Annotated in this window: 23 protein-coding genes, 1 tRNA gene and 4 pseudogenes; 16 read left to right on the top strand and 12 right to left on the bottom strand. The window is 68.5% G+C overall.

The window, feature by feature from the left end:
- Positions 1-19: 19 nt before the first annotated feature.
- The 15 genes and pseudogenes from K1X59_RS12900 to K1X59_RS12830 all read left to right on the top strand — a co-directional run bounded on the left by K1X59_RS12900 (position 20) and on the right by K1X59_RS12830 (position 14,369).
- The gene (locus tag K1X59_RS12900) at positions 20-196 is read left to right on the top strand and encodes a hypothetical protein (protein WP_183150400.1); all 177 of its coding nucleotides are present in this window, start codon (positions 20-22) and stop codon (positions 194-196) included.
- On the top strand, positions 193-990 hold the full coding sequence (locus K1X59_RS12895) for a TlyA family RNA methyltransferase (protein WP_183150399.1): 798 nt from the start codon (positions 193-195) through the stop codon (positions 988-990). The genes K1X59_RS12900 and K1X59_RS12895 overlap by 4 nt, the downstream gene beginning before the upstream one ends.
- On the top strand, positions 987-1,907 hold the full coding sequence (locus K1X59_RS12890; RefSeq protein WP_183150398.1) for an NAD kinase: 921 nt from the start codon (positions 987-989) through the stop codon (positions 1,905-1,907). The genes K1X59_RS12895 and K1X59_RS12890 overlap by 4 nt, the downstream gene beginning before the upstream one ends.
- A pseudogene (gene recN / locus K1X59_RS12885) lies at positions 1,904-3,594 on the top strand (DNA repair protein RecN). Before K1X59_RS12890 ends, recN begins: the two are co-directional and overlap by 4 nt.
- Positions 3,595-3,611: 17 nt before the next feature.
- On the top strand, positions 3,612-5,318 hold the full coding sequence (locus K1X59_RS12880) for a CTP synthase (protein WP_183150397.1): 1,707 nt from the start codon (positions 3,612-3,614) through the stop codon (positions 5,316-5,318).
- Positions 5,311-5,891: pseudogene (locus K1X59_RS12875) on the top strand (NUDIX domain-containing protein). The gene K1X59_RS12880 and the pseudogene K1X59_RS12875 overlap by 8 nt, the downstream one beginning before the upstream one ends.
- Before the next feature lie 3 nt (positions 5,892-5,894).
- Positions 5,895-6,795, top strand: a pseudogene (xerD, locus tag K1X59_RS22475) (site-specific tyrosine recombinase XerD).
- A 153-nt stretch (positions 6,796-6,948) separates the two neighbouring features.
- Positions 6,949-7,782 (top strand): ParA family protein, encoded by an 834-nt coding sequence (locus K1X59_RS12865; RefSeq protein WP_181156631.1) that lies wholly within the window; start codon positions 6,949-6,951, stop codon positions 7,780-7,782.
- Positions 7,766-8,623: a ScpA family protein gene (locus K1X59_RS12860; RefSeq protein WP_183150395.1), complete on the top strand. Its 858-nt coding sequence runs from the start codon at positions 7,766-7,768 to the stop codon at positions 8,621-8,623. The genes K1X59_RS12865 and K1X59_RS12860 overlap by 17 nt, the downstream gene beginning before the upstream one ends.
- Before the next feature lies 1 nt (position 8,624).
- Positions 8,625-9,242: an SMC-Scp complex subunit ScpB gene (gene scpB / locus K1X59_RS12855; protein ID WP_396652542.1), complete on the top strand. Its 618-nt coding sequence runs from the start codon at positions 8,625-8,627 to the stop codon at positions 9,240-9,242.
- Complete coding sequence (locus K1X59_RS12850) at positions 9,239-10,042, top strand: pseudouridine synthase (protein ID WP_183150393.1); 804 nt, start codon at positions 9,239-9,241, stop codon at positions 10,040-10,042. Before scpB ends, K1X59_RS12850 begins: the two co-directional genes overlap by 4 nt.
- Positions 10,039-11,174, top strand: a pseudogene (locus K1X59_RS12845) (prephenate dehydrogenase). The gene K1X59_RS12850 and the pseudogene K1X59_RS12845 overlap by 4 nt, the downstream one beginning before the upstream one ends.
- The gene (gene cmk / locus K1X59_RS12840; RefSeq protein ID WP_183150391.1) at positions 11,167-11,889 is read left to right on the top strand and encodes a (d)CMP kinase; all 723 of its coding nucleotides are present in this window, start codon (positions 11,167-11,169) and stop codon (positions 11,887-11,889) included. Before K1X59_RS12845 ends, cmk begins: the two are co-directional and overlap by 8 nt.
- Before the next feature lie 40 nt (positions 11,890-11,929).
- A complete protein-coding gene (der, locus tag K1X59_RS12835; RefSeq protein ID WP_258567220.1) occupies positions 11,930-13,402 on the top strand; it encodes a ribosome biogenesis GTPase Der in 1,473 nt (490 codons plus the stop codon).
- Positions 13,403-13,463: 61 nt separating this feature from the next.
- Positions 13,464-14,369: an NUDIX domain-containing protein gene (locus K1X59_RS12830; protein ID WP_220173456.1), complete on the top strand. Its 906-nt coding sequence runs from the start codon at positions 13,464-13,466 to the stop codon at positions 14,367-14,369.
- 130 nt (positions 14,370-14,499) lie between these two features.
- On the opposite strand, the gene K1X59_RS12825 is transcribed toward K1X59_RS12830, so the two are convergent.
- The 5 genes from K1X59_RS12825 to K1X59_RS12805 form a co-directional block, all read right to left on the bottom strand.
- Positions 14,500-15,921 carry an HNH endonuclease signature motif containing protein gene (locus K1X59_RS12825; RefSeq protein WP_183150390.1) on the bottom strand — a complete coding sequence of 474 codons (1,422 nt, stop codon included), beginning with the start codon at positions 15,919-15,921 and terminating at the stop codon, positions 14,500-14,502.
- Between the two features lie 61 nt (positions 15,922-15,982).
- Complete coding sequence (locus tag K1X59_RS12820; protein WP_183150389.1) at positions 15,983-16,351, bottom strand: RNA-binding S4 domain-containing protein; 369 nt, start codon at positions 16,349-16,351, stop codon at positions 15,983-15,985.
- Complete coding sequence (locus K1X59_RS12815; protein WP_258566836.1) at positions 16,351-17,019, bottom strand: lysoplasmalogenase; 669 nt, start codon at positions 17,017-17,019, stop codon at positions 16,351-16,353. The genes K1X59_RS12820 and K1X59_RS12815 overlap by 1 nt, the downstream gene beginning before the upstream one ends.
- A gap of 98 nt (positions 17,020-17,117) precedes the next feature.
- The gene (locus tag K1X59_RS12810; RefSeq protein WP_183150387.1) at positions 17,118-17,573 is read right to left on the bottom strand and encodes a hypothetical protein; all 456 of its coding nucleotides are present in this window, start codon (positions 17,571-17,573) and stop codon (positions 17,118-17,120) included.
- Positions 17,574-17,607: 34 nt separating this feature from the next.
- The gene (locus K1X59_RS12805) at positions 17,608-18,192 is read right to left on the bottom strand and encodes a GNAT family N-acetyltransferase (protein ID WP_183150386.1); all 585 of its coding nucleotides are present in this window, start codon (positions 18,190-18,192) and stop codon (positions 17,608-17,610) included.
- A 187-nt stretch (positions 18,193-18,379) separates the two neighbouring features.
- Between K1X59_RS12805 and K1X59_RS12800 the strand changes: the two genes are divergently transcribed.
- Positions 18,380-18,453: transfer RNA gene (locus tag K1X59_RS12800), tRNA-Pro, on the top strand.
- Between the two features lie 191 nt (positions 18,454-18,644).
- Here K1X59_RS12800 and K1X59_RS12795 read toward each other — a convergent pair.
- The 7 genes from K1X59_RS12795 to K1X59_RS12765 form a co-directional block, all read right to left on the bottom strand.
- A complete protein-coding gene (locus K1X59_RS12795; RefSeq protein WP_183150385.1) occupies positions 18,645-19,868 on the bottom strand; it encodes a site-specific integrase in 1,224 nt (407 codons plus the stop codon).
- Positions 19,855-20,064, bottom strand: coding sequence for an AlpA family transcriptional regulator (locus K1X59_RS12790; protein ID WP_120776674.1), 210 nt, complete (start codon positions 20,062-20,064; stop codon positions 19,855-19,857). The genes K1X59_RS12795 and K1X59_RS12790 overlap by 14 nt, the downstream gene beginning before the upstream one ends.
- Positions 20,061-20,738: a hypothetical protein gene (locus tag K1X59_RS12785; protein ID WP_202045248.1), complete on the bottom strand. Its 678-nt coding sequence runs from the start codon at positions 20,736-20,738 to the stop codon at positions 20,061-20,063. Before K1X59_RS12785 ends, K1X59_RS12790 begins: the two co-directional genes overlap by 4 nt.
- A gap of 124 nt (positions 20,739-20,862) precedes the next feature.
- Positions 20,863-21,354 carry a single-stranded DNA-binding protein gene (locus tag K1X59_RS12780; protein ID WP_183150384.1) on the bottom strand — a complete coding sequence of 164 codons (492 nt, stop codon included), beginning with the start codon at positions 21,352-21,354 and terminating at the stop codon, positions 20,863-20,865.
- 79 nt (positions 21,355-21,433) lie between these two features.
- Positions 21,434-23,200, bottom strand: coding sequence for a type IV secretory system conjugative DNA transfer family protein (locus K1X59_RS12775; RefSeq protein ID WP_183150383.1), 1,767 nt, complete (start codon positions 23,198-23,200; stop codon positions 21,434-21,436).
- 81 nt (positions 23,201-23,281) lie between these two features.
- Positions 23,282-23,749: a hypothetical protein gene (locus tag K1X59_RS12770; protein WP_183150382.1), complete on the bottom strand. Its 468-nt coding sequence runs from the start codon at positions 23,747-23,749 to the stop codon at positions 23,282-23,284.
- A 74-nt stretch (positions 23,750-23,823) separates the two neighbouring features.
- Positions 23,824-24,282 carry a hypothetical protein gene (locus K1X59_RS12765; protein WP_183150381.1) on the bottom strand — a complete coding sequence of 153 codons (459 nt, stop codon included), beginning with the start codon at positions 24,280-24,282 and terminating at the stop codon, positions 23,824-23,826.
- Positions 24,283-24,285: the final 3 nt, after the last annotated feature.

Genomic DNA, 24,285 nt, shown 5'->3' with positions numbered 1-24,285 from the left:
TCCCGCGTACAGTGGAAGGGTGAGCGAAGAGACGACGAGTGCGCCGACCGATGGTCTGTGGAGTCGCCTGCGGCTGATCGAGGGCCAACCGCTCGCTTCGCGTGCAGACGCCTACTCGGCGCTGCACGACGAGCTCTCGCGACGTCTGGATAGCGGTGCGAAGCTCGACCAGCGGGAGACTCCGGGATCCCGATGACGCGACTCGACGCCGCCCTCGCCGCCCGAGGACTCGCCCGTTCGCGTAGCCACGCAGCCACACTCATCTCCGAGGGGCTCGTGAGCGTGGATGGACGGCCTGTCGTGAAGGCGTCCACCGCGGTCGCCGACACCGCGGAGATCACGATCGCAGGCTCGGACCACTACGTCGGGCGTGCGGCGCACAAGCTGATCGCCGGTCTCGACGGCTTCGGCATCCCCGTCCAGGGCCGGCTCGCTCTCGACATGGGCGCGTCCACCGGTGGATTCACCCAGGTGCTGCGCGAACGAGGTGCCAGGAGAGTGCTCGCCGTCGACGTCGGGCACGGCCAACTGGCGGCGTCGATCGCCGCGGATCCGGGCGTCGCCTCCGTCGAGGGGTACAACGTGCGGCACATGACCCCGGAGAACCTCGCCGAGGCCACGGGTGAGACGGATGTCCCCGACCTCGTCGTCGGCGACCTCTCCTTCATCTCCCTCGAACTCGTGCTGCCGGCCGTCGCAGGGATCGCGCGACCGGACTCCGATGTGCTGCTGCTCGTGAAGCCCCAGTTCGAGGTGGGCCGCACCGCGGTGCGGGGCGGACTCGTGACCGATCCCGCAACCCGCGCGGATGCGGTCGCCCGCACGGTCTGGAGCGCGTGGGACGTGGGACTCGGAATGCTCGGCATCCTTCCCTCCCCACTGCTCGGCACGCATGGCAATGCCGAGTATCTGGTGCACCTCGCGCCGGGGCGGGGGAGCAATCCGACAGAATGGTTGGACAGCATCAACCGACTGGCAGGAGGACGATGAACGAGCGCAACATCCTGGTCGTCGCGCATGCCGGCCGTGTGGACACCGTCGAAGCGGCCCGTCGCGTGATCGATGCGCTGCGCGAAGCCGGTGCACGACCCGTGCTCGCCGCCGACGACCATGAAGCGCTCGTGGCAGTCGACGGGTTCTTCGCCGCGACCGACGTGCTCGGCGCCTCAGTCGATCCCGCCGAACTCGAACTCGCGATCGTGCTCGGCGGCGACGGGACGATCCTGCGCGCGGCGGAACTCGTCCGCGACGCCGGTGCTCCTGTGCTCGGCATCAACATGGGTCATGTCGGGTTCCTCGCCGAGATCGATCGCGACGACATGGACAAGGCCGTGCGTCGCGTGATCGATCGCGACTACGAGGTCGAGGAACGGCTCGCGCTGTCGGTGCGGGTGAAGGATGCGGCGGGCGACGTCGTGTACGAGACCTGGGCGCTCAACGAGGCGACCGTCGAGAAGGCCAGCCGCGAGCGGATGATCGAGGTGGTGCTCGAGATCGACGGTCGTCCGTTGTCGAGCTTCGGATGCGACGGCATGGTCATCTCCACCCCGACAGGATCGACCGCCTACAACTTCTCGGCGGGAGGACCCGTGATCTGGCCCAGCGTGGAGGCGATCGCGGTCGTCCCCCTCTCAGCGCATGCGCTGTTCGCCAAGCCACTCGTCGTGAGTCCCGACGCGGCGGTCGCGATCGAGATGCTCGAGCGCACCGACGGCTCGGGCATCCTCTGGTGCGATGGGCGACGATCTCATGATCTGCCGCCGGGTGCACGCGTCGTGGTGCGCCGCTCGTCGCGACCCGTGCGACTCGCGCGTCTGCACCCCACCGCGTTCACCGACAGACTCGTCCGCAAGTTCCAACTGCCCGTCGAAGGATGGCGCGGCCAGGCTCTGGGGACGCCGTCATGATCGAGGAGATGCGGATGCAGGGGCTCGGCGTGATCGCCGATGCCGTGCTGCCGCTGGGGCCCGGCTTCACGGCGATCACGGGCGAGACCGGTGCGGGCAAGACGATGGTGGTGACGGGGCTTGGCCTGCTCCTCGGCCAGCGCGCCGACTCCGGCGCCGTTCGCGCGGGCGCCGCCCAGGCGTCGGTCGCGGGGGTGTGGATCGTCCCCGAAGAGGGGGACATCGCCGAGATCGTGGCGGATGCCGGTGGCGAGCTCGAGCCTGCGGGCTCCGGAACAGCCGAGCTGTACGTCTCGCGCACGCTGAGCGCGGAGGGACGCAGCCGAGCGAGCGTGGGCGGCCGCGCCGCACCCGCCGGCGTGCTCTCGGCCCTCGCTGAGGAGCTCGTCGTGGTGCACGGGCAGTCCGAACAGCTGCGCTTGCGATCCGCTGCGGCGCAACGCGATGCGCTCGACCGCTTCGGAGGCAGCCGGATCACCGACGCTCTCGCGCAGTATGCGGAGTCCTTCGCACGCTGGCGGACTCTCGACGCCGAGATCACCGAGATCACCGAGAACCGTGACCGCCGGGCGGAAGAGGCTTCGCGTCTCAGGGAGGCGCTCGCGCTGATCGAGGCGACGGCGCCGGAGCCGGGGAGGACCAGGAGCTCGCCGGTCGGGCTGAGCGCCTCGCGAACGCGGAGGAGCTTCGGCTGGCGGCATCGCTCGCCCACGGAGCACTGTCGAACGAAGAGGGCGAGCCGGATGCCTCGGCGCTCGTCGCCGAGGCGCGTCGCGTTCTCGAGCGTGCAGGGGACGTCGTACTGACCGAGATCGGCGAGAGCGTCGCCGACATCGGCTATCGGATCGCGGATGTCGCCGGACAGCTGTCCGCCTACCTGGCCGACCTCGACGAGACGGGGCCGCACGAACTCGCAGCCGTCGAAGAACGTCGAGCCGCGTTGGGGACGCTGATCAGGGCCCACGGGTCCCTCGACGAGGCCCTGTCCCTCTGGCAGACCGGATCCACGCGGCTCGCCGAGCTCGACGACGACGGCGACCGCATCGAACGGCTGATCGCCGAGCGTGAGTCGGCACGGGCCGAACTCGACGCGCGAGCCGCAGCCCTCACCGCAGCACGCACGGAAGCTGCAGCGCGCCTCGGCGAGGCGGTGACAGAGGAGTTGCATGCCCTCGCGATGCCGGATGCGCGACTCGAGGTCGTCGTCTCCGAGGGGACGGAGAGCACCCACGGTCGCGACGACGTCGCCATCCTCCTCGCCCCGCACCCCGGCGCGGAGCCCCGCTCGGTCTCGAAGGGGGCGTCGGGCGGCGAACTGTCTCGCGTGATGCTGGCCATCGAGGTCGTCATCTCGGCGACCGATCCGGTGCCGACCTTCGTCTTCGATGAGGTCGACGCAGGTATCGGAGGGGCGGCAGCCATCGAAGTGGGACGACGACTCGCCCGGCTCGCCGAGAAGTCGCAAGTCATCGCCGTGACCCATCTGGCGCAGGTTGCCGCATTCGCGAACAATCACCTCTCCGTCGTGAAAGCCCACGATGGTGCGGTCACCGCCTCGGACGTACGGCGTCTGGAAGGGGGAGAACGCGAAGCCGAGATGGCCCGTCTCCTCTCCGGACTCACCGATTCCGACGCCGCTCTGACCCACGCTCGCGAACTTCTCAGCCTCCGCGTCCCCGCCGCCTGATAGGATCGAAGCCCGTGATGAACTCTTCTTCCGCGGGACCCAAGAACGACACGACCAAGCACATCTTCGTGACCGGTGGTGTCGTTTCGTCTTTGGGTAAGGGCCTCACCGCAGCCAGCCTCGGCAACCTCCTCACGGCCCGCGGACTCCGCGTCGTGATGCAGAAGCTCGATCCGTACCTGAACGTCGATCCGGGCACGATGAACCCGTTCCAGCACGGCGAGGTGTTCGTCACCGACGACGGTGCAGAGACCGACCTCGACATCGGCCACTACGAGCGCTTCCTGGACATCAACCTGTCCGAGGCCGCGAACGTCACCACCGGACAGATCTATTCGCAGGTCATCGCGCGCGAGCGCCGCGGCGAGTACCTCGGCGACACCGTGCAGGTCATCCCGCACATCACCGACGAGATCAAGCGCCGCATGCGTCTGCAGGCGTCTGAGGACCCGCGTCCCGACGTGATCATCACCGAGGTGGGCGGCACCGTCGGTGACATCGAGTCGCAGCCGTTCCTCGAGTCGGCACGCCAGCTCCGTCACGAGCTCGGCCGCGACAGCGTGTTCTTCGTGCACGTCTCGCTCGTGCCGTTCATGGGCGCGTCGGGGGAGCAGAAGACCAAGCCGACCCAGCACTCGGTCGCGGCCCTGCGCCAGGTCGGCATCCAGCCCGACGCGCTCGTGCTCCGCAGCGACCGCCCGGTGAGCGAGAGCAACCGCAACAAGATCGCGCTCATGTGCGACGTCGACGTCGAGGGTGTCATCAACACGGTCGACCTGCCGAGCATCTATGACATCCCGTCGACGCTCAACGAGCAGGGCCTCGATTCGTACATCGTGCGCCGCCTCGGTCTCGACCAGAAGGCCGCCGACGTCGACTGGACACGCTGGAACAAGGTGCTGCACGCCGTGCACAACCCGAAGCACGAGGTCACGATCGGCCTGGTCGGCAAGTACATCGACCTGCCCGACGCGTACCTCTCCGTGACCGAGGCTCTCAAGGCCGGCGGCTTCGCGCAGGAGACCAAGGTCAACATCCGCTGGATCCCCTCCGACCTGTGCGAGACGCCCGAAGGTGCGCAGGAGCAGCTCGCGGAACTCGACGGCATCTGCGTGCCCGGCGGCTTCGGCATCCGCGGCATCGAGGGCAAGCTCGGCGCGCTCAAGTTCGCCCGCGAGCAGGGCATCCCGACGTTGGGCCTGTGCCTCGGCCTGCAGTGCATGGTGATCGAGTACGCCCGCGACGTCGCAGGCATCGCCGGGGCGTCGTCGAGCGAGTTCGACCCGGAGACATCGGAGCCGGTCATCGCGACCATGGCGGAGCAGATCGAGATCCTCGACGGCGGCGACCTCGGCGGCACGATGCGTCTGGGGCTGTACCAGGCCGCTCTCGCCGAAGGATCGCTCGCCCGCGAGCTGTACGGTACGCCGGAGGCTGCCGAGCGTCACCGACACCGCTACGAGGTCAACAACGCCTACCGCGATCGCCTGACCGAGGCGGGGCTGGTCTTCTCCGGTCTGAACCCCGAGCTCGATCTGGTCGAGTACGTCGAGCTGCCGCGCGACGTGCACCCGTACTACATCGCCACGCAGGCACACCCCGAGCTGCGTTCACGTCCGACCGCGCCGCACCCGTTGTTCCGCGGGCTCGTCGGCGCCGCGATCGAGCGGCACCGTGCCAGCGAGCTGTTCGACGTGAGCGAAGACGTCGTCGCCGATGCCTGAGCAGGCCGACGGCCTCCGGGACGAGCCGTTCGAGCCTGAGGTGCTGCAGAGCGACCTCGTCTACGAGGGCAGGGTCTGGGACGTGCGCTCGGATCGTGTGCGTTACCGGGACGGCGAGATGGTCAGGCAGTACGTCGACCATACGGGTGCCGTGGCCATCCTCGCGCTCGATGACGAGGGCCGCGTCCTGTTGATCCAGCAGTACCGGCATCCGATCCGCCACCGCGACTGGGAGCTGCCCGCAGGGCTGCTCGACGTGGAGGGGAGGAGCCGCTGGCCGCCGCACGCCGCGAACTCGCGGAGGAGGCGGATCTCACAGCCGCGCACTGGGAGCCCCTGGTCTCGTCGTGGACGACCCCTGGCGGCAACGACGAGATGATCCACATCTTCCTCGCGACCGGTATCGCGGCGGCCGAGACCGCGCACGACCGCGAGGACGAAGAAGCCGACATCCGTGTGGAGTGGGTCCCGCTCGCTGACGCGGTCGATGCGGTCCTCGCCGGGCGGATGCGCAACGGCATCCTCACGATCGGCGTGCTGGCGGCGTCGCAGAGGCTGCGCGATCGGGGTTGAGGGATGCTGCTCGACCGCGCTCTCGACGCGTACCTGCGTCATGTGACGATCGAGCGCGGTCTGAGCGAGCACACGATCGCGGCCTACCGACGCGACCTCGGCGGTTATGTCGAATGGCTGACGGCCGAGGGCGTCGTCGACACTTCGGACGTGACCCCGGCGGTGATCGACCGGTTCGTCGCCGACCGCGCTTCGGCCGACCCGGCTCCGGCCTCGACGAGCCTGGCACGACTGCAGTCGTCCGTCCGCGGGTGGCACCGCTTCCTGGCGCGTGAGGGGATCGAGGACGACGACCCCAGCGGGAGGCTGCGCCCACCCAAGGCACCGCGTCGGCTCCCCAAGGCGCTGACCATCGACCAGGTCGAGCGCCTCCTGGCAGCCCCCGCCGGAGGATCCGCTCGGCGTCCGCGACCGCGCACTCCTCGAGCTCCTGTACGCCACGGGCGCGCGCGTCTCTGAGGCCATCGGACTCGATGTCGACGACGTGGCCCACGGAGACGTGCTGCGCCTGCGGGGCAAGGGCTCCAAGGAGCGGATCGTACCGATCGGGTCGTACGCCAGGGCCGCGGTCGACGCCTACCTCACCCGGGTGCGTCCGGCACTCGCGGCGAAGGGGCGGGCATCGGCGCGGCTGTTCCTCGGCGCGCGCGGTGCGCCCCTGTCGCGGCAGAGCGCCTGGCTGGTGATCCGGGCAGCCGCGGAGAAGGCGCAGATCACCGCTGAGGTGTCACCCCATACGCTGCGGCATTCGTTCGCGACGCACCTCCTGCAGGGCGGCGCAGACGTCCGGGTCGTCCAGGAGCTGCTCGGGCACTCCTCGGTCGCGACCACCCAGATCTACACGCATGTCTCCGTCGACACGTTGCGTGACATCTACGCCACCTCGCACCCCCGCGCACGCTGAATCCGGATCTCCGAGCGACCGGCTGCCGCGCGCCGAGGCGGCCGCCGAACGGGCTGCCCGGTACAATCGACCAAGCACGAAGGAGCAGGAGAACCGGTGGCTAAGAAAGTGGCGAAGTCCAGGGCGAAGGCGCAGAAGGCCGACGAGACCCCCATGGGACCCACCGGCCGCCCGTATCACGGGTTCCCGATCCCCGAACCGCTGAAGTCCCACGGGCCTGCGCGCATCATCGCGCTGTGCAACCAGAAGGGCGGTGTGGGCAAGACCACGACGTCCATCAACCTGGCCGCTGCGCTCGCGGAGTACGGTCGCAAGGTGCTCGCGGTCGACTTCGACCCGCAGGGCGCCCTGTCCGCCGGCCTCGGGATCCCCACGCACGACGTGCCGACGATCTACGACCTGCTGCTCGACACGAAGCGCGACGCACACGACGCCATCGTGCACTCCAGCGTCGAGGGTCTCGACGTGATGCCGGCCAACATCGACCTCTCCGCCGCCGAGGTGCACCTGGTCAACGAGGTCGCCCGCGAGACCATCCTCGCCCGCGTGCTGCGGCAGGTCGCGGGGGAGTACGACGTCATCCTGATCGACTGCCAGCCGTCGCTCGGCATCCTCACCGTGAACGCCCTGACCGCGGCGCACGGCGTGATCATCCCGCTCGAGTGCGAGTTCTTCGCGCTCCGCGGCGTGGCGCTGCTCATCGAGACGATCGACAAGGTCCGCGACCGGCTGAACCCCTCCATCACGATGGACGGTCTGCTGGCGACGATGTACGACCCGCGCACGCTGCACTCCCGCGAAGTCCTCGAGCGTGTCGTCGAAGCCTTCGGAGACGACGTGCTCGAGACGGTGATCGGTCGTACCGTGAAGTTCCCCGACGCCTCGGTGTCGGGTGTACCCATCACCGAGTTCGCCCCCGAGCACGCGGCCGCTCAGGCATACCTGCGGCTGGCGCGGGAGCTGGTCGCCCGTGGCGCCGTCGCCTAGCGAGGGTCCTGTCGACGCGACGCTCGAGGAGAGCGCGGGCGAGGCTGCGTCCGCGGAGAGCGCAGGTTTCCGGGTCTCCCTGTCGAACTTCGACGGCCCGTTCGATCTGCTGCTGAACCTCATCTCGAAGCACGAGATGGACATCACCGAGGTCTCGTTGAGCGCGGTCACCAACGAGTTCATCGCCTACCTCGGACAGCTCGAGGACGACGAAGAACTGGATCAGGCATCCGAGTTCCTCGTGGTCGCGGCGACGCTCCTCGACATGAAGGTGGCAGGCCTGCTCCCGCAAGGCGAGCTGGTCGATGCGGAGGCCGTTGCGCTGTTGGAGGCGCGCGACCTGCTGTTCGCCCGACTCCTGCAGTACCGTGCGTTCAAAGAGGTGTCGGCGTGGTTCTCCCGTTGCCTCCAGCGTGAGGATCGGCGGCATGTCCGAGCGGTGCGGCTCGACGAGAAGCACCGCCGTCAGACGCCCGAGCTCGTGTGGTCGCTGACCGCAGACGATTTCGCGGCGCTCGCGCTGCTGGCCTTCGCGCCCAAGGAGATCCCGCACGTCGGGCTCGATCATCTGCATGCGCCGCTGGTCAGCATCCGCGAGCAGGCCGCGATCGTCGTCACACTGCTTCGTGGCACCGAGTCGCTGAGCTTCCGTGAGTTGGTCGCCGGCGTCGCCGAGCCCGGCATCGTCGTGGCGCGCTTCATCTCGGTGCTCGAGCTGTATCGGCACGCGGCGCTGTCCTTCGAACAACTGGAACCGCTCGGCGAGCTGACGCTGCGCTGGGCAGCCGACTCCTGGTCGGACGAGACACTCGCGACCCTGGGGGCCGACTATGACCGATGAGATGACGGGCACTTCCGCCGAGGAGACGCCGGACGCGGCGACCCCGGACGAGGAGGCCACCGAGATCCCTCTCGCCGAGCGCATCGAGGCCATCCTGCTCATCATCGACGAACCACTCGGCCTGGTGGCGCTGGCTGCTGCGGTCGGCTCCCCGGTGCCCGCCGTCAGGCAGACGCTCGAGATGCTCGTCGACGACTACGACGGTAGAGGCAAGGGCCCGCGTCGAGGGTTCGAGCTTCGCGAGGTCGGCGGCGGATGGCGCCTGTACGTCAGGGAAGAGCTCGACGACGTCGTCGCTGCGTTCATCGGCGGGCAGGCCCCCGCGCGCCTGTCGCAGGCCGCGCTCGAGACACTGGCCGTGATCGCCTACAAGCAACCGGTGACACGCAGCCAGGTCGCGTCCATCCGCGCGGTGAACGTCGACTCCGTCGTGCGCACGCTCCTCGCGCGTGGTCTGATCACCGAGCTGTTCGCCGACTCCGAGACCGGCGCGATCAACTACGGTACGACCGACGCGCTCCTGCAGCACCTGGGCATCAACTCGCTCGACGAGCTGCCCCCGATCTCGCCTCTGCTCGACGACGGTGCAGACGGCTTCGACGAAGGGACCATCCGATGAACGCCCCGCACGGGAACGACGCCGCCGACGCACCGGAGGGCGTGCGCCTGCAGAAGGTGCTCGCCGCTGCCGGTGTGGCCTCCCGCCGCGTCGTCGAGCAGTACATCACCGAAGGGCGTATCCGTGTCAACGGCGTCGTGGTCTCGGAGCTCGGGCGGCGGATCGATCCGGAGCACGACCTCGTCGACGTCGACGGCACCGCCGTGCAGCTGGACGTCTCCAAGCGCTACGTGATGCTCAACAAGCCCACCGGCGTCGTCAGCAGCATGAAGGACGAGAACGGTCGTCCCGACCTTCGCCGCTTCACGGAGCAGTTCGAGGAACGGCTCTACAACGTCGGACGCCTCGACGCCGAGACCAGCGGTCTGCTGATCCTCACCAACGACGGCGCGCTCGCCCACGTGCTCGCGCACCCGTCGTTCGGGGTCACGAAGGTGTACATCGCCAAGGTCGAGGGGACCGTGCTGCCCCAGACGATCTCGAAGCTCACCAAGGGCATCGACCTGGAGGACGGACCGATCGCCGCGGACAAGGCGCGCCTGCTCGACACCTCGCGCGGGTCGAGCCTGGTCGAGGTGACGCTGCACTCCGGGCGCAACCGGATCGTGCGTCGGATGCTCGCCGCGGTCGGCCACCCTGTCACCGAACTCGTCCGCCGCCAGTTCGGCCCGCTCCACCTGGGAACCCTCCCGGCGGGGAAGACGCGGGAACTGAGTAAAATCGAACTCGGCGCGCTTCTTACCTTGTCGCGCCGTGATTCCGGTGTCGCCGAGGCGCCAGGCGAGCAGGAGAACGAATGACCGATACGACGAGTGCGCCCACGGTGCGGAGAGCAGGCGCCGTCGCGCCGCGTCTCTCCGGCACCGTCCGCGTCGTCGGCGCCGGTCTGCTCGGGGCGAGTGTCGGGCACGCGCTCCGATCCAAGGGCATCGACGTCGTGCTGACGGATGCCTCACCCGCGCAGCTGCGCCTCGCCGTGGACTACGGGGCAGGGCGCATCGCCGCGGATGACGACCGGCCTTCGCTCATCGTCGTCGCCGTGCCGCCGGATGTCACCGCCGACGTGATCCAGGCAGAGCTCGAACGCTTCCCCGAGGCCGTCGTCACCGACGTCGCCAGCGTGAAGCTCGAGCCGTTCCGCACGCTGCAGTCGCGTGGTGTCGATCTGACCCGCTACATCGGCTCGCATCCCCTCGCCGGTCGCGAACGGGGAGGGGCGATCTCCGCCCGCGCAGACCTGTTCGTCGGACGGCCGTGGGTGGTCTGCCGCGATGAAGACACGAAGGCCGCCGACCTCGCTCTGGTCGAGGCGCTCGCGCTCGACGTGGGCGCGATGCCGCTGGAGATGACGCCCGAGGAGCACGACCGTTCGGTCGCCCTCACCTCGCACGTGCCCCAGGTGGTCGCGAGCCTCCTCGCCGGCCGCCTCGCGGGTGCCGAGGAGAGCGCGCTCCGGCTCGCCGGACAGGGGTGCGCGACACGACGCGCATCGCCGCCTCCGCCCCGGAGCTCTGGGTGCAGATCCTCGGCGCCAATGCCGGCCCCGTCGTCGAGATCCTCGACGCCCTCGCGTCCGACCTCGGCGACGTCGCAGCCGCGTTGCGGGAGCCGAGTGCCCCGGGTGCGCGCCGCATCGTGGCCGAGACGATCCGTCAGGGCAACGACGGTGTCGAGCGCCTTCCCGGCAAGCACGGTCAGAACCAGCGGTTCGAGACGCTCGTGGTCATGGTCGACGACACCGCGGGCCAGCTGGGGCGCCTGTTCGGCGAACTCGGTGAGCTCGGCGTCAACGTCGAAGATCTCCGTCTGGAGCACTCGCCCGGCGCCCAGTTCGGTCTCGCAGAGATCAGCGTCGATCCCGCAGCGCTGCACGGTGCGATCACCGGGCTCCAGGAACGCGGCTGGCGAATCGCAGGGAACACGAATGACTGATACCTCCACCTCGTCCAGCGCACCGAGTCACGGGACCGATGCGGCGAAGTTCATCGCCATCGACGGCCCTGCCGGGTCCGGAAAGTCCAGTGTGTCCAAGGCCGTCGCCCGCACGCTCGGCTTCGGATACCTCGACACCGGCTCCGCCTACCGTGCCCTGGCCTGGCACGTCCTCGACCGCGGTGCCGACACCGCTGACGCCGATGCGGTTCTCGCCGCGGCATCCGACTTCCCGGTGCGTCTCGGCCTCGATCCCGACGACCGCACCGTACGGGTGGGCGACACCGACATCACGGAGGACATCCGCGACCCGCGGGTGTCCGGCGCGGTGAGCGGCGTGGCACGCGTGCCCGAAGTGCGGGCGCAGGTGAACGAGCTGTTCCGCACGCTCGTGGCCGAGGCGACCTATCCCGCTGTGGTCGTCGAGGGCCGCGACATCACGACCGTCGTCGCCCCTGATGCCCCCGTACGGATCCTGCTCACCGCGGCGCCCGAGGTGCGGGCTGCCCGCCGTGCCGGCGAACTCGCCGGTGAGAACGCGGATGCCGTCGCCGCAGCGCTTCACAAGCGCGATGCCTCCGACAGCGCCGTCGTCGATTTCCTCAACGCCGCGGAAGGCGTGGAGGTCGTCGACTCGACGGAACTCGATTTCCCCCAGACCATCGACGCCGTGCTCACGGTGATCGAACGACTCCAAGGAGCACACCGTGGCTGACGACGAATACGAAGGCGGCCCCGACCAGCTCGCCGAGAAGATGGAGAACATCGACGAGCAGCTCGCCGAGCAGCGCGCGGAGACCCTGCGCGCCGGCCTCGCCGACTACGAGCTCGACGATGAGGATGCGGCGCTCCTCGCCGGGATCACCCTCGGCGAGGACGGCATCCAGTACAGCCCTGCTCTGCCCGTGGTGGCGATCGTCGGACGACCGAACGTGGGCAAGTCCGCGCTCGTGAACCGCATCCTCGGCCGCCGCGAGGCCGTCGTGGAAGACACCCCCGGCGTCACCCGCGACCGCGTGACGTACAAGGCGGAGTGGGCCGACCGGCGCTTCTCGCTCGTCGACACCGGCGGATGGGAGCCCGACGCGCGCGGCATCGACCGTTCGGTCGCTGCCCAGGCGGAGGTCGCGATCGACCTCGCCGACATGGTGCTCTTCGTGGTGGACGCGATGGTCGGTGCGACATCGACCGACGAGCACGTCGTCAAGCTGCTGCGCAAGAGCGGCAAGCCCGTGTTCCTCGTCGCCAACAAGATCGACGACGCCCGGCAGGAGCCCGAAGCAGCCGCTCTGTGGAACCTCGGACTCGGCGAGCCGCACCCTGTGTCGGCGATCCACGGCCGCGGTGTCGCCGATCTGCTCGATGAGGTGCTGAAGAAGCTCCCCGAGGTCTCGGCCGTCGCGAAGCAGGAGATCGGAGGACCGCGGCGCGTCGCGATCCTCGGTCGTCCGAACGTGGGCAAGTCGTCGCTGCTGAACAAGGCAGCCGGCGAGGAGCGGGTGGTCGTCAACGATCTGGCCGGCACCACTCGTGACCCGGTCGACGAGGTCGTGGAGCTCGGCGGCAAGATGTGGCGTCTGGTCGACACGGCCGGCATCCGTCGGCGCGTTCACATGGCGCAGGGCGCGGACTTCTATGCATCGCTGCGTACCTCCGCAGCGCTGGAGAAGGCAGAGGTCGCCGTGGTCGTGCTCGACGTGTCGGAGACGATCAGCGAGCAGGACGTGCGCATCATCGACCTCGTGCTGGAGTCGGGCCGCGCGCTCGTGCTCGCGTTCAACAAGTGGGACCGTCTGAACGACGACGACCTCGAGAACGCCGACCGTCGCCGCTACCTCGAGCGCGAGATCGAGCAGGACCTCGCGCACGTCGCCTGGGCGCCGCGCGTGAACATCTCGGCGAAGACCGGCCGTCACCTCGACAAGCTCGTCCCGGCGCTGGAGACCGCGTTGGAGAACTGGGACCGTCGCATTCCCACGGGCAAGTTCAACGCGTTCCTCGCCGAGCTCGTCGCCGAGCACCCGCACCCGCTGCGCGGTGGCAAGCAGCCGCGCATCCTGTTCGGCACCCAGGCGTCGACCCGCCCGCCGACGTTCGTGCTGTTCACGACCGGGTTCCTCGACCCCGGGTACCGCCGGTTCATCCAGCGCCGCCTGCGCGAGCTGTACTCGTTCGAGGGGACGCCGATCGTCATCAACATGCGGGTTCGTGAGAAGCGCCAGCGCTGACCTGTTCCCGCACATGTCGCGCCGAGGTGCCGTGACCCCGATGCTGTGAAAGGCTGTGGGGGTGACTGTCGTACCTCCTGCCCCCGGTGAGCCGCGTCGCCCTGACGGGCCGCGGAATCCGGGCGATGCCTGGGTCGTCGCCGCGTCGGGGGAGAAGTACTGGGGACGCTTCGGCGCCGCCGGACTTCTCGCCGTCGACCCCGCACGCGGCATCCTGCTGCAGCACCGGGTGTCGTGGAGCCACTTCGGCGGCACGTGGGGTCTGCCCGGCGGTGCTCTGCATGAGGGCGAGAGTGCGATCGCCGGAGCCATCCGCGAGGCGCAGGAGGAGGCAGGCGTGCCGGACGGCGCGGTGCGCGCGCGGTTCACGAGCGTGCTCGACCTCGGCATCTGGTCGTACACGACCGTCATCGCGGACGTGCAGAGGGGCTTCGACCCGGTGATCAGCGACCCGGAGAGCGTCGCGCTGGAGTGGGTGCCTGTGGATGAGGTCGACGCCCGGCCGCTGCACCCCGGATTCGGTGCGGCTTGGCCGGCACTGCGCACGCAGCTCGAGGTGCGACCGCTCATCGTGGTCGATGCCGCGAATGTCGTCGGCTCGGTGCCGGACGGCTGGTGGAAGGACCGTGCGGGTGCGGCCTCTCGCCTGCGGGAGCGGCTGGCGGGGCTCGCGGTTCCCGCGGACGCGCTCGACCTCGCGGGCGACGTCTGGTTCCCCGAGGTGTCGATGGTGGTCGAGGGGCAGGCACGCCGCATCGATGCTGAGTCGAGTCCCGTGTCGATCATCCGAGCCGACGCCGGAGGGGACGATGCCATCGTCGCCGAGGTCTCGCGCCAGAGTCAGGTCGGACGAACGGTGGTGGCCGTCACGAGCGATCGTGAGCTTCAGGCGCGACTCGCGGACGCGGGCGCGGCACAGGTGCGCTCCGCCGGGTGGCTGCGGGACCTGCTCGAGCAGCACCACTGAGGCATCACGGCTGAGTCATCATCACGGCTGAGTCATCTCCACGGCTGAGTCATCTCCACGGCCGAGTCATCTCCACGGCCGAGTCATCATCGCGGCTGAGTCATCACGGCTCACGCGTCGGTGGCGTCGGTCAGACGAACATCACGCGGCGCGGTGGCGGGTCGGTGTAGGCGCGGCCGAGCGGACTGTGCCACGTGATGCTGCCGTCTCGCTCCTGTTGAGCCGTCCACCGGTACGGATCCGGGACGTCGGGGTGCTTGAGTGTGTGGTGGGCGCGGCACAGGTGGCCGAGGTTGTCGACGCGGGTTCGTCCGCCTTTGGCATGGTCGTGGGTGTGGTCGACGTCGCAGCGGTGCACCGGCATCCGACACCCGGGGAAGCGACAGTGCTGATCACGAGCACGGAGGAACCGACGCATCCCCTCGGTGGGGGTGTAGGTGTCGGTCTCGATCAGCATGCCGTTCGGATCGAGGAAGAGCCGCGTCCAGCCGGTGTTGCGTCCTGCAAGGTCGCGGGCGACGTCGGGGTGCAGGGGGCCGTGTCCGTCGAGCTGGGCGGGTCGATCGTCGACGCCGGCGAGCGTGGTCGCGGCGACGGTGACCTGAACGCGGGCCTGCACATGCTCGAGGTCAGTGCCGTGCACCGCGCTCGGGTCTGCCGTGAGCAGGAGATCGCTGAAGAGGTCTGCCTGCACCTGTGCCCATGTGCGCTGATCGGCAGGATAGTTCTCCACGTGCGGGTCGGTCGTGAACGTGTCGCCGTCCACGCTCGCGATCACCGCTTCGGAGTACGGGTCGAACGACGGATCGTCGAGCGCGAAATCTGCGAGGTCGAGGGTGTCGTGGTCATGGTCCGCCCACCAGGGCAGGGGCACGATCTCGCGGTCGGCTCTGGCGCGGATGACCTCGCGCGTCATCCTGCTCAGCCGGTCGGCGATCGCGGTCGCGATCCATTCGGGAAGCACCGCGGTGAGCAGGGCGAGTCCGTCGTCGAGGGACTTCACCGTCACGCTGCGCTCCCCGGCGGCACGACGGTGCCGCTGCACCAGGGTGTCGCCCACCAGGGCTGCGGCGACCTGTCGCGCGTGCGCCCGTGTGCGCGCAGGGTTCTCCTGTTCGGCGACCACGAGAACAGCGGTCTCGAACAACGTGAGCGCCGCCGCGTCTACGGCCTTGTTCCTGACGGCCTCGCTGACGATCGCACTCGCTCTGGCGATCTCTCGGACATGCGCCACGCTGATCGCGCCCTGCGCATACGCAGCCCTGACGGCGGGGAGATAGGCGTCGAGAGCGCGTGCGTCGGCGAAGGCGAAGTCCATCGACCCTGTCGAGAGGCGCCCCGCTGCGGAGTACTCGGCGACCATCGAGCGGTAGATCGCGTCGCGGTGCGAGGGACTCGCCGCGACGTCGGCATCGTGGATCGCGATCTGACGGATCAGGAGCTCCGCCGCTTCAGCCTCGAGCACGGCGATCTGCCGCCTCGTCTCGGCCCATTCGCCCAGCACGCGTCGCCGCTCCTCGGATTCGAGGTCGAGATCGGTGCGCGTGGCCATATCTCGAGGATAGAACGTAATTACGAACCTACCTCTGAAAATGGCCAATCATATAGGTATATTAGTACGAAGGATCGTCGCGGCCGCGTAGCTTGTCGATGTCGCGCCGTTCTCGTTTGGTGGGGCGACCGGCGCCGCGGTCGCGGAGCCCGAGTGCGGCCTGCGGCTCTCGCTCGGGTGTGCGGTCGTCATAGGCGAGAGCGGCGAGTGGCGCGCCGACGCGCTTGACCAGGAGCTGACGAACGATGAGGATCCGGTCGAAGCCGGCGATGCGGACGCGCAGCTCGTCGCCGATGCGGACCTGCTGCGCGGCCTTCACTCTGTCGCCGTTCACCCGAACATGCCCCGCACGGCATGCGGTGGTCGCGGCGGATCGCGTCTTGTAGATGCGGATGGCCCAGAGCCAGCTGTCGACGCGGGCGGCATCCATCAGGCGGCCTTCCTGCGCAGGGCGATCAGGGCTCCCGCGACGATGAGCCCCTGACCGAGGGTGTAGGTGAGCATGACGGCGGGGCTGCTCCATGCCGGGAGTCCGCCTGGCAGGAATAGTCGGAAGGCGAGCAACGTGTCGCTGGCGAGGAAGAACGCCCCGCCGACGGCGATCAGCGGTGTGCACCGTGCGGAGAACGCTGCCGTTCCCCCCAGGACCACACCGTACAGAGCAACGGCGATGAGCAGGCCGCCCGTGTGCGGGCCGAGGATGGCGATCATCGCGACCCACCAGACCGCGTAGACCAGAGCCCACCACGGCATCCGTCGTCGTGCGAGATGGCGGGCGAACAGCAGGATGTAGGCCACATGGGCGACGCCGAAGAACAACAGCATCAGGGGAAGCTCGGGAGCGGAGGGGAAGAAGGCGCCAGCGCCGTCGCCGAGCCAGGAGAAGAGCACCGCCGCGAGGAGCAGCACCAGCGCGGCGCGGGAGCCCAGGCGTCGGGCCGACAGCACGATCGGAAGAGCCAGGAGAGGCATCAGCAGCAGCTTCGTCGGACCCGCGAGAGGGCTTCCCTCCGCGAGGAGGACGACGTGCAGCACGGAGGCCGCGACATACGGGAGGAAGGCCCACGCGATCAGCGAGGGAGTGGTGCGGCGCGGCATCCCCTCATCGTATGGTCGGTCGCTCGCGGTGGCTGTCGGCGGGTTCGGCATGCGTCGGGGGAGAGGCGGGTCTGGATGCGGGCTCGGTCGTCAGGGGCTCAGGACTCGACGGTGACCTGGTCGACGGTGTCATCGAGGTTCAGGTGCGCCGCCGGCCAATATCCCTCAGGGAAGTGCTCGCCGCACTCGTCGTTCAGGTGCAGGATCGCGGTGCCGTCCGGAGCGATCTCGATCGTCTCGACAGCGAGGTCGGACGCGCCGTCGTCGAGGTCATGGGGCGCGGGCTCACCCGTCGTGAAGTTCGCGACCACGGCATCCGTCGCGATCCGGCGGAGGATGTCGAGTCGAGAGACGACATCGCGCAGACGGGGCAGCAGCGGCGCCACCTCGTCGGCATTCGCGCCCTCGAGCATGAGCTCCAGTTCGGACCCCTCGACCGAGAAGGTGCCGACGAACCAGTCGTGCGTGAGCACCGTGCCGTCGGTGAGCTCGGTGGTGGCGCGGGAGAAGGTTCCGAGTTCGGGATCGTCGATGGTCGCAGGGGTGTCGCTCATGGTCTCACGCTAGTGGGTGGGGTGCTCGACCCGCTCACGCGGAGAGGTCGAGCGCCACGAGCTTCCGCCCCGGCTTGAGCTCTGTCTTCTCGAGGAAGCCGGCGGCGAGGAACGTGCCGAGCGTCCCGTGGAAGAGGTCGTTCGTCCGCCGTTTCTCGCCTGCCGTGTCGACCGGGTACCCCTCGATGAGCCGCGCCCCCGACCCTCTGGCATATTCGACAGCGGCTTTGAGCAGGTCGAGGTTCAGCCCGGCTCCGCGGTGCTCCCGGCGGACGACGAAGCAGGTCACCGCCCAGACCGAGTCGTCGTCGAAGGGTTCGGTCGATGCGGCGGCGATGATCCGCGTGCGGGGGACCCGTGCCTGCCGGGTGCGCGGGCCGATCCGGATCCATCCGGCTGCCTCGCCGTCGACATAGGCGACGACTCCGGGCGACGGGCCCTCGGCGATCTCTTCGCGGAACATCTCGGTGCGTTGCGCCGTGGTCGTCGCATTCCAGTCCTTGTTGCTCAGCACCGGCCAGATGCACTGACAGCTCGCGCCGTCGCCGCCACCCGTGAGCGCATGCTGCACGTCATCCCAACGAGCGGACGTCGCCAACGCGGTCGTGATCGTCACCATGCACGCGACGGTACGCGCGGCGTCCGACACCCGCAACGGCTCGGTTCGCGGAGGGGTGCGACATGCGGCTAAGATAGGGGAGTTGCCTGCGCGAGAGCGAAGGACAACGGGCTGTGGCGCAGCTTGGTAGCGCACTTGACTGGGGGTCAAGTGCGGTAGCGGCTGGTTCAGCCTGAAAAGTGAACAACGGGATGTGGCGCAGCTTGGTAGCGCACCTGACTGGGGGTCAGGGGGTCGCAGGTTCAAATCCTGTCATCCCGACAGAAAAGCCCAGGTGAGAGCATGTTTCTCGCCTGGGCTTCGTCGTTTCCGTAATCCTCTTCGGAGGTGTTTATGGAAGCATCACACCAGTGAAGGCTGATGCCCTTCGAGACCCCCAGCTGCGGCTGTTGTGACGAGCCGGGACCTGGCCGGGACCTGGAGCCCGATTTCGTGTCGATCCGCGACCGTTTTCATCGCCCGGGTGCGGCTGTCCGATGGGTCTTGGCAGGAGGTTCGCGGGTGGGGGTTTCCTGTCCGTCGAGGAACGCGTTCGCGCGGGCAGCGGCGTCGGTGAGGTGTCTGGTGTCGGGGTGCAGGTAGCCGCGGGTGGTCTCGATGGACTTGTGTCCGAGGATGCCTTGGAGGACGTGGAGGGGGATGCCGGCGTCGGCGAGCCAGGTGGCTCCGGTGTGACGGAGGCCGTGCCGGGTGAGGCTCGTCAGTTCAAGGTCGGTGACGAGCTGATCCCATTTCGTTGCGTCCCGTACGGAGGCGGTAGTGAGCACGCCGCCGCGGGGTCCGGTCAGTAGTCGTTCCTCGGGTTCACGGTCGGCGGTGAGGCGCTCAAGTACGGGGGTGAGCGCTTGCAGGATGGGGACTTGTCGGATGTCTCGTCCCTTGGTCTGTTTGGTGACGAGCCCGCCTGCGCCTGGGTAGGTTTGGCGGCGGACCGTGACGATCCGTTGATCCCAGTCGATGTCGCCGACTTGAAGGCCTGAGATCTCGGAGCCGCGGGCGGCGAGGAGAGCGCAGAGCATTACGAAGTCGGAATAGCTTTGATGCACCTCCCCACACCGATCCGCCAGCGCCGTGAGCTCCGCGAGGTCTTTGAGCGCGTGGACGCGCGGTGACAGCTCGTTCTCTTTCAGGTTGAGTGCTGATTTCCCGAGGGAGCGTCTAGACCGGTTGCGGGCGGGGTTGCTGGGCAGGAGGTCGTCGCGGACGGCTTCGTCGAGGACGCGGACGAGGGGCGCGATGGTGTTCTTGATGGTCGACGCGGAGTGCAGTGTTTCCCACTGGTCGATGGTGCGGTCGATCATCCCGGCCGTGATCTGTGACAGTGGCAAATGTCCGAGGGCGGGGAGGACGCGGAGGCGGAGTCCGAGTTTGTAGCCGTCGACGGTGGACGTCGGGTCCAGGCCCCGCTGCCACCGGTCGCCGATCATCTCGACGTAGTCGGAGAACAGGATGCGTTTGTCGATCCCGAGTTCGGCGGAGGCCTGCAGGTATTGAAAGAACTCTTCGGCGGCGTCCTCGTCGGGGACGACGAGCGCGCGGGTGACCCGTTTGCGGGTGTGGGGGTCGATCCAGCGGGCGCGAGCACGGATCCCCGAGGCGCGGTGTTCAAGGTCGGTGGTGACCTTCACCCCGATCGGCGGCACCGGCAGAGGTGCGGTCGGTTCAGGCGTGCTCATCGGTGCCGAGGGAGGCGAGCCAGTGCTCGACCTGTTCGATGCGGTACCTGGTCACCCCACCGATCCGGATGAACGGGGGCCCTTTCTTCTCGGCCCGCCACCTCGACAGCGTCGATTCCGACACCCGCAGGAACGCCGCGATTTCGCGGCTGTCCCGCAACGGTGAAACGAGGACGTCACCGGTCTGTTCGGTCATGACTGCTCGCTCCAATCGATGTTCACGATTTCCCGGATCGTCGCGTCCTGCTCCGCAATCCGGGCCTTGACCTGCTCCTCGACGAACGCGAGGAAATCGTCCGTGCGCTTCGCGACGGGGCGTTCGGTGGTGTCGGGTTCTGTCCAGTCTTCGGCTTCGCCGCCGGGCCACACTGTGATGCGGGTGGGGCGGTCGCGGTCAAGGCGGGTGCCGGAGATCGTGACCCAGTCCCGTAGCCGTTCGCGGGCGACGCTGAAGTCGTGGTGCCAGGCGAGGGCCTGGTTGCCTTTGGCTTGTGGGTCGAAGCAGAACAGCCAGTGCTGGCGCAGGGCGGACAGTTCCCAGATGAGTTCGGGGTGGCGGTGCCACATCGGCGGGACAACTTGTGCGGGGAGGCCGTAGGTGTGGCGGAGCCAGTCGACCCATCCGTTCAGCTCGAGAAGCTCGTGCTCGAGGTCGGCGGGTGGGAGGGTGCGCCAGTTGATCGGGCGTGCCACCGCGGTGAGTGACTTCGCCAGGTCCGCCTGGAACGTTTGCTTCGCGAACTGCTTCGCTTTCTCAGCGACGTCTGCGGGGAGCTCGGACAGGTCAATCCCATCGAAGTCAGGCCCCGGCACGGCCGGCCTCGAGCTCTGCGGTTCGGTGTCGGGTGGGGCGGGGTTGTTGGTGGTCATCAGAAAACTCCCGGAACGTGGCGAGGCGAAGAAGGAGAGCCGCGAAGGATGCGGCGCAGGAAGGAGGCGGGTGCGGCGACCACACGGTGGTGGTGGTGGGGTGGCTGGTCGCCGCACCCGCGGCTTATCGGGCGACCGCGTCGCGCTGCGCGGACGCAGCGCTGGTCGCGGTGGGTGGTTCCGGGTCGAGCTGTCCTTCGCGGTCGGCGAGGGCCTGCTGCATCTGACCGCGTATCGGGGTCTCCTGTTGTGGGGTGTCTCGTTCGGGTGGGGTGCGGTCGACGGTGTAGCGGGTGATGTTGTTGTCGTGTCCGATCCGGGACGCTACGAACTGCTCTCGTTCGGTGCCGTCGCTGCCGGTGTAGGTGCGGGTCTCGCCCTCGGCGAGGAAGTTGTCACCCTTCTGGAACTGCTCATGCGCGAGCTCCGCGGAGCGCCGGAACATCACCAGGTCCGTGAACGTCGGCTCCAACGGGGTGAACGTCCCGTCGTCTTCGACCCGTGCCTGGGGCTGCCCGATCCGGGCGTAGAGGCGGGCATCGCCCTTGCTGGTGAACGTCAGCTCCGGGTCGGACGCGACGAACCCCGACAGGGATTCCTTCGTGCGAATAGTCATCGTGATGTCTCCCAACATGTCCATGTCAATCCCGCAGCCGCGGGCTCACCAGACAGGTACGACCAACACCCCGGCGGTACTATCGGGCACCGCCTTGGAGCGCCTGCTCGACCTCGCCCCGGTCCGTGCGGAGCTGTTTGGCATCCGCGCGGGTTGGCCACGGGCGCAGGTTCGTGATGATGGGGCGGGCGGTGCGGAGCATCACCACGCCCGTGCCGAACGGGAGGGTGCGGAGGACGTCGGGTGGGAGGATCGGGACGCGGCGGATCGACCGTTGCGATGAGTGCGCCCCATAGGCATCCGTCGTCATGCTGTCGGTGGTTTCGTCGCGGTCGCCGATGAGGGTGGAGAGGTCTTGGAGGTCTCGGCTGTTGGAGGCTCCGCCGAGGATGATTTTCACGATGGATGCGTCCCAGATCGCGTTCGCCTGGTTCTCACCCCACTTCTCCCGCGCCTGGGCAAGGGACTGCAACACCGGGAGTGGGGTGATGCCGGTGCCGCCACCTTCCGCCATCAACGTCGGCAGCGACGGCAGCGGGGCAAGGTTCCCAATCTCATCCAACGCCAGCAACAAAGGCGGGTCCATGCGTGCGCCAGGTGACCGTGCGGCGATCTTCCGGGCGGACTCGACGAGGTCTTCAATGAACGCCGCCACCAGCGCCGACGACGCGCCGGCGCCGGCACCGGTGGCGAGGAGGTAGAGGGTCCCGTTGCCGAGGAGAAACTCCTCAGGGTCGAACTCCTCACCCGGCCCCGGGGAAACCGCGTCCAGGACGCGGGGATCGGCAAGAGCAGAGAACGCGAGGGAGACACCCTGCCAGATCGAATCCCTCGTCCGCGGGTCTGCCTGCACCATCGCATCCAAGGAGTCCGCCCACCCTTCCGCCGCTCCCGGATGGGACGACAGCACCCTTACGGCGTCGGCGGCGAGGGTCGGGTTCAGCGCCCACTGGTACAGGGTCTTCGCGTTCCTACCGTCGAGAGCGGCGGCATGGAGAAGGGCTTGGATCGCGGCGGTCGTCTTCCCTTCCCAAAACCCCGCGTCCTGGACGCCACCGAACCCTGTGGCGGTGGCGAGGCCTTTCGCGCGGATCATCGCCGTGAGCGGGTCCTGGCAGCCGCGCACGGGTGACCACCGCATCCCCGCCGGGAGCCCTGGGGCGAGCTGCTGGGGGTCGAACACCGCGACCTTCCCCTTCTTCGCGCGCGCTTTCAAGGTCGCGGTGAGGTTGTCCGGACGGGTGCTGGTGGTGATGACGGCTCCGGGGGCGTCGAGGATCGCGTTGATCACTACATGCAGCCCTTTCCCCGAGCGGGGCGGGCCGATCAGTAGGATCGAGTCTTCGACGGTCGCCCAGATCTGCCCGCCTTTCCCGGTACCGAGCAGATACCCCACGTCTTCCGGGGCGGGTGTTCCGGTGAGCGAGGGCCGCAACGTCGCAGCCTTCTTCACCAGGGTCTTCGGGGAGGCGGCCCGGGCGACCTCGGCGGCGGTGGCGGTCCCGGCGAGCCGGTGTGGGTCCGATTTCGACCGGGAACGGTGAACCGCCCGAACCACGAAGAGGCCTGATGTTCCGAGCACGCCAAGAACCACGGCGACGACTGCCCAGTAGACGAACGGGTTCAAGCCTTCCGCGCCAAGCGCCGTCCCGGGGTCCGTTGGGGTGGCAAGGACACTGATCCAAGAGGTGAAACTGCCGGACGGTTCGGGCAGGCCGGTGAGGAATGCGGTCACGGAGCCCGCGACCCTTAGTATCCCGGTGAACACGGCGGCGGTGATGAGGGCTCCGAGGGTGAGGTTGATGAAGAGGTCGTTGGCGGGTTTCGCCTGCACAGGACCAGACATGTCGGCACCTTTCTGATCCCGCAGAAGGCACACGCGCGGGGTCAGGACAACAGGTACGACGACGAGCGGATAAGCGGGCGGTCAGTCGATGCGCTGCACCGAGGCGGTGCCAGAGATTCGCCCCAGCAAGATCACCTCACCCCTCACGCGAGGGATCTCGCCGCGGTCGACGAGGGCGCGGGCGGCACCGGTTGGGTCGGCCGAGCTGTGGCGGAGGATCAGGGCGAGGGCGACGTCTTCACCGGGGACGAACCCGTCCGCGGTGAACTCCAGAAGGCTCGGCAGTGCTACCAGTGCGGGTGCGGCGTCTTCTGGTGGAGCGAACGGCGACCGCGGCTCCGGCGCAGGTGGCGTGAGGATGTCTGCGTGGACGCTGCCGTCCATCTCTCGCACCTCCACCCGGGTTGGTGATCCGAAGCGCCCGACGAGCTCCGTCACCGTGGCTGTGATCTCGTCTCGGCGGATCGGGGTAGCGGCAAGGCGGTTACCGTTCACGGTCACGACGAGAGTGTCCGCGTTCACGGCTTCGAGGAGAATCTGCGGCAGCACCGCAGGCACCACCAACCTCGATTTCGGGGCCACGGGGTGTGTCTGGTTGCTGTTCTGGCGACGGCGTCGAAGGGTCATGCCAGGAAGGTGCGACCCGGCCCCGAACGCCCCACCCCGTCGTCTGCGACGGGGGCGGTGGTGAGGGCTTCCTCCCGGGCAATGAGCTCGCACAGCGCATCCGCCCACCCACCGGTGATGTGCAGCAGCGTCTCGTAGTCGGCGGAGGCGACTTCACCCTCGGAGAGCGTCACCCACGGCCAGCTCCCATCCGGCTGTGGAAGCCGCGCTTCGGATGCCCACGTCCAGGACACCGGGACACGGTCTTCATCGGACCAGTCGACCCCGGGCGGGTACTGCTCCTCGATCGCGAACCGCGGCGAAGACCCGTGCAGGGGATATAGCACGAAATGCCCAGCTCCGAACGTCTCCGGATCCTCATACAACAGGATCAACTGATCCTGGGATTGCTGCTCGATCCGATGCAACCCGTCATCGAGGGCCATCATGTTCCGCACCAGCTCCTCCTCTGACACGCT

This window comes from Microbacterium sp. Se5.02b (genome assembly GCF_019464375.1).
Taxonomy (GTDB): domain Bacteria; phylum Actinomycetota; class Actinomycetes; order Actinomycetales; family Microbacteriaceae; genus Microbacterium.
Note: the sequence above shows the minus strand (reverse complement) of the source record. Positions and strands in the feature narration are given on the sequence as shown.

Bases quoted from the DNA above. Each gene is read 5' to 3' on its own strand.
- K1X59_RS12865 (WP_181156631.1), top strand. From the start codon at position 6,949: ATGGGACCCACCGGCCGCCCGTATCACGGGTTCCCGATCCCCGAACCG.
- K1X59_RS12880 (WP_183150397.1), top strand. From the start codon at position 3,612: ATGAACTCTTCTTCCGCGGGACCCAAGAACGACACGACCAAGCACATC.
- K1X59_RS12825 (WP_183150390.1), bottom strand. From the start codon at position 15,921: ATGGCCACGCGCACCGATCTCGACCTCGAATCCGAGGAGCGGCGACGC.
- K1X59_RS12780 (WP_183150384.1), bottom strand. From the start codon at position 21,354: ATGACTATTCGCACGAAGGAATCCCTGTCGGGGTTCGTCGCGTCCGAC.
- der (WP_258567220.1), top strand. From the start codon at position 11,930: ATGGAGAACATCGACGAGCAGCTCGCCGAGCAGCGCGCGGAGACCCTG.
- scpB (WP_396652542.1), top strand. From the start codon at position 8,625: ATGACGGGCACTTCCGCCGAGGAGACGCCGGACGCGGCGACCCCGGAC.
- K1X59_RS12895 (WP_183150399.1), top strand. From the start codon at position 193: ATGACGCGACTCGACGCCGCCCTCGCCGCCCGAGGACTCGCCCGTTCG.
- K1X59_RS12810 (WP_183150387.1), bottom strand. From the start codon at position 17,573: ATGAGCGACACCCCTGCGACCATCGACGATCCCGAACTCGGAACCTTC.
- K1X59_RS12790 (WP_120776674.1), bottom strand. From the start codon at position 20,064: ATGACCGAACAGACCGGTGACGTCCTCGTTTCACCGTTGCGGGACAGC.
- K1X59_RS12785 (WP_202045248.1), bottom strand. From the start codon at position 20,738: ATGACCACCAACAACCCCGCCCCACCCGACACCGAACCGCAGAGCTCG.
- K1X59_RS12775 (WP_183150383.1), bottom strand. From the start codon at position 23,200: ATGTCTGGTCCTGTGCAGGCGAAACCCGCCAACGACCTCTTCATCAAC.
- cmk (WP_183150391.1), top strand. From the start codon at position 11,167: ATGACTGATACCTCCACCTCGTCCAGCGCACCGAGTCACGGGACCGAT.
- K1X59_RS12820 (WP_183150389.1), bottom strand. From the start codon at position 16,351: ATGGATGCCGCCCGCGTCGACAGCTGGCTCTGGGCCATCCGCATCTAC.
- K1X59_RS12795 (WP_183150385.1), bottom strand. From the start codon at position 19,868: ATGAGCACGCCTGAACCGACCGCACCTCTGCCGGTGCCGCCGATCGGG.
- K1X59_RS12805 (WP_183150386.1), bottom strand. From the start codon at position 18,192: ATGGTGACGATCACGACCGCGTTGGCGACGTCCGCTCGTTGGGATGAC.
- K1X59_RS12890 (WP_183150398.1), top strand. From the start codon at position 987: ATGAACGAGCGCAACATCCTGGTCGTCGCGCATGCCGGCCGTGTGGAC.
- K1X59_RS12815 (WP_258566836.1), bottom strand. From the start codon at position 17,019: ATGCCGCGCCGCACCACTCCCTCGCTGATCGCGTGGGCCTTCCTCCCG.
- K1X59_RS12850 (WP_183150393.1), top strand. From the start codon at position 9,239: ATGAACGCCCCGCACGGGAACGACGCCGCCGACGCACCGGAGGGCGTG.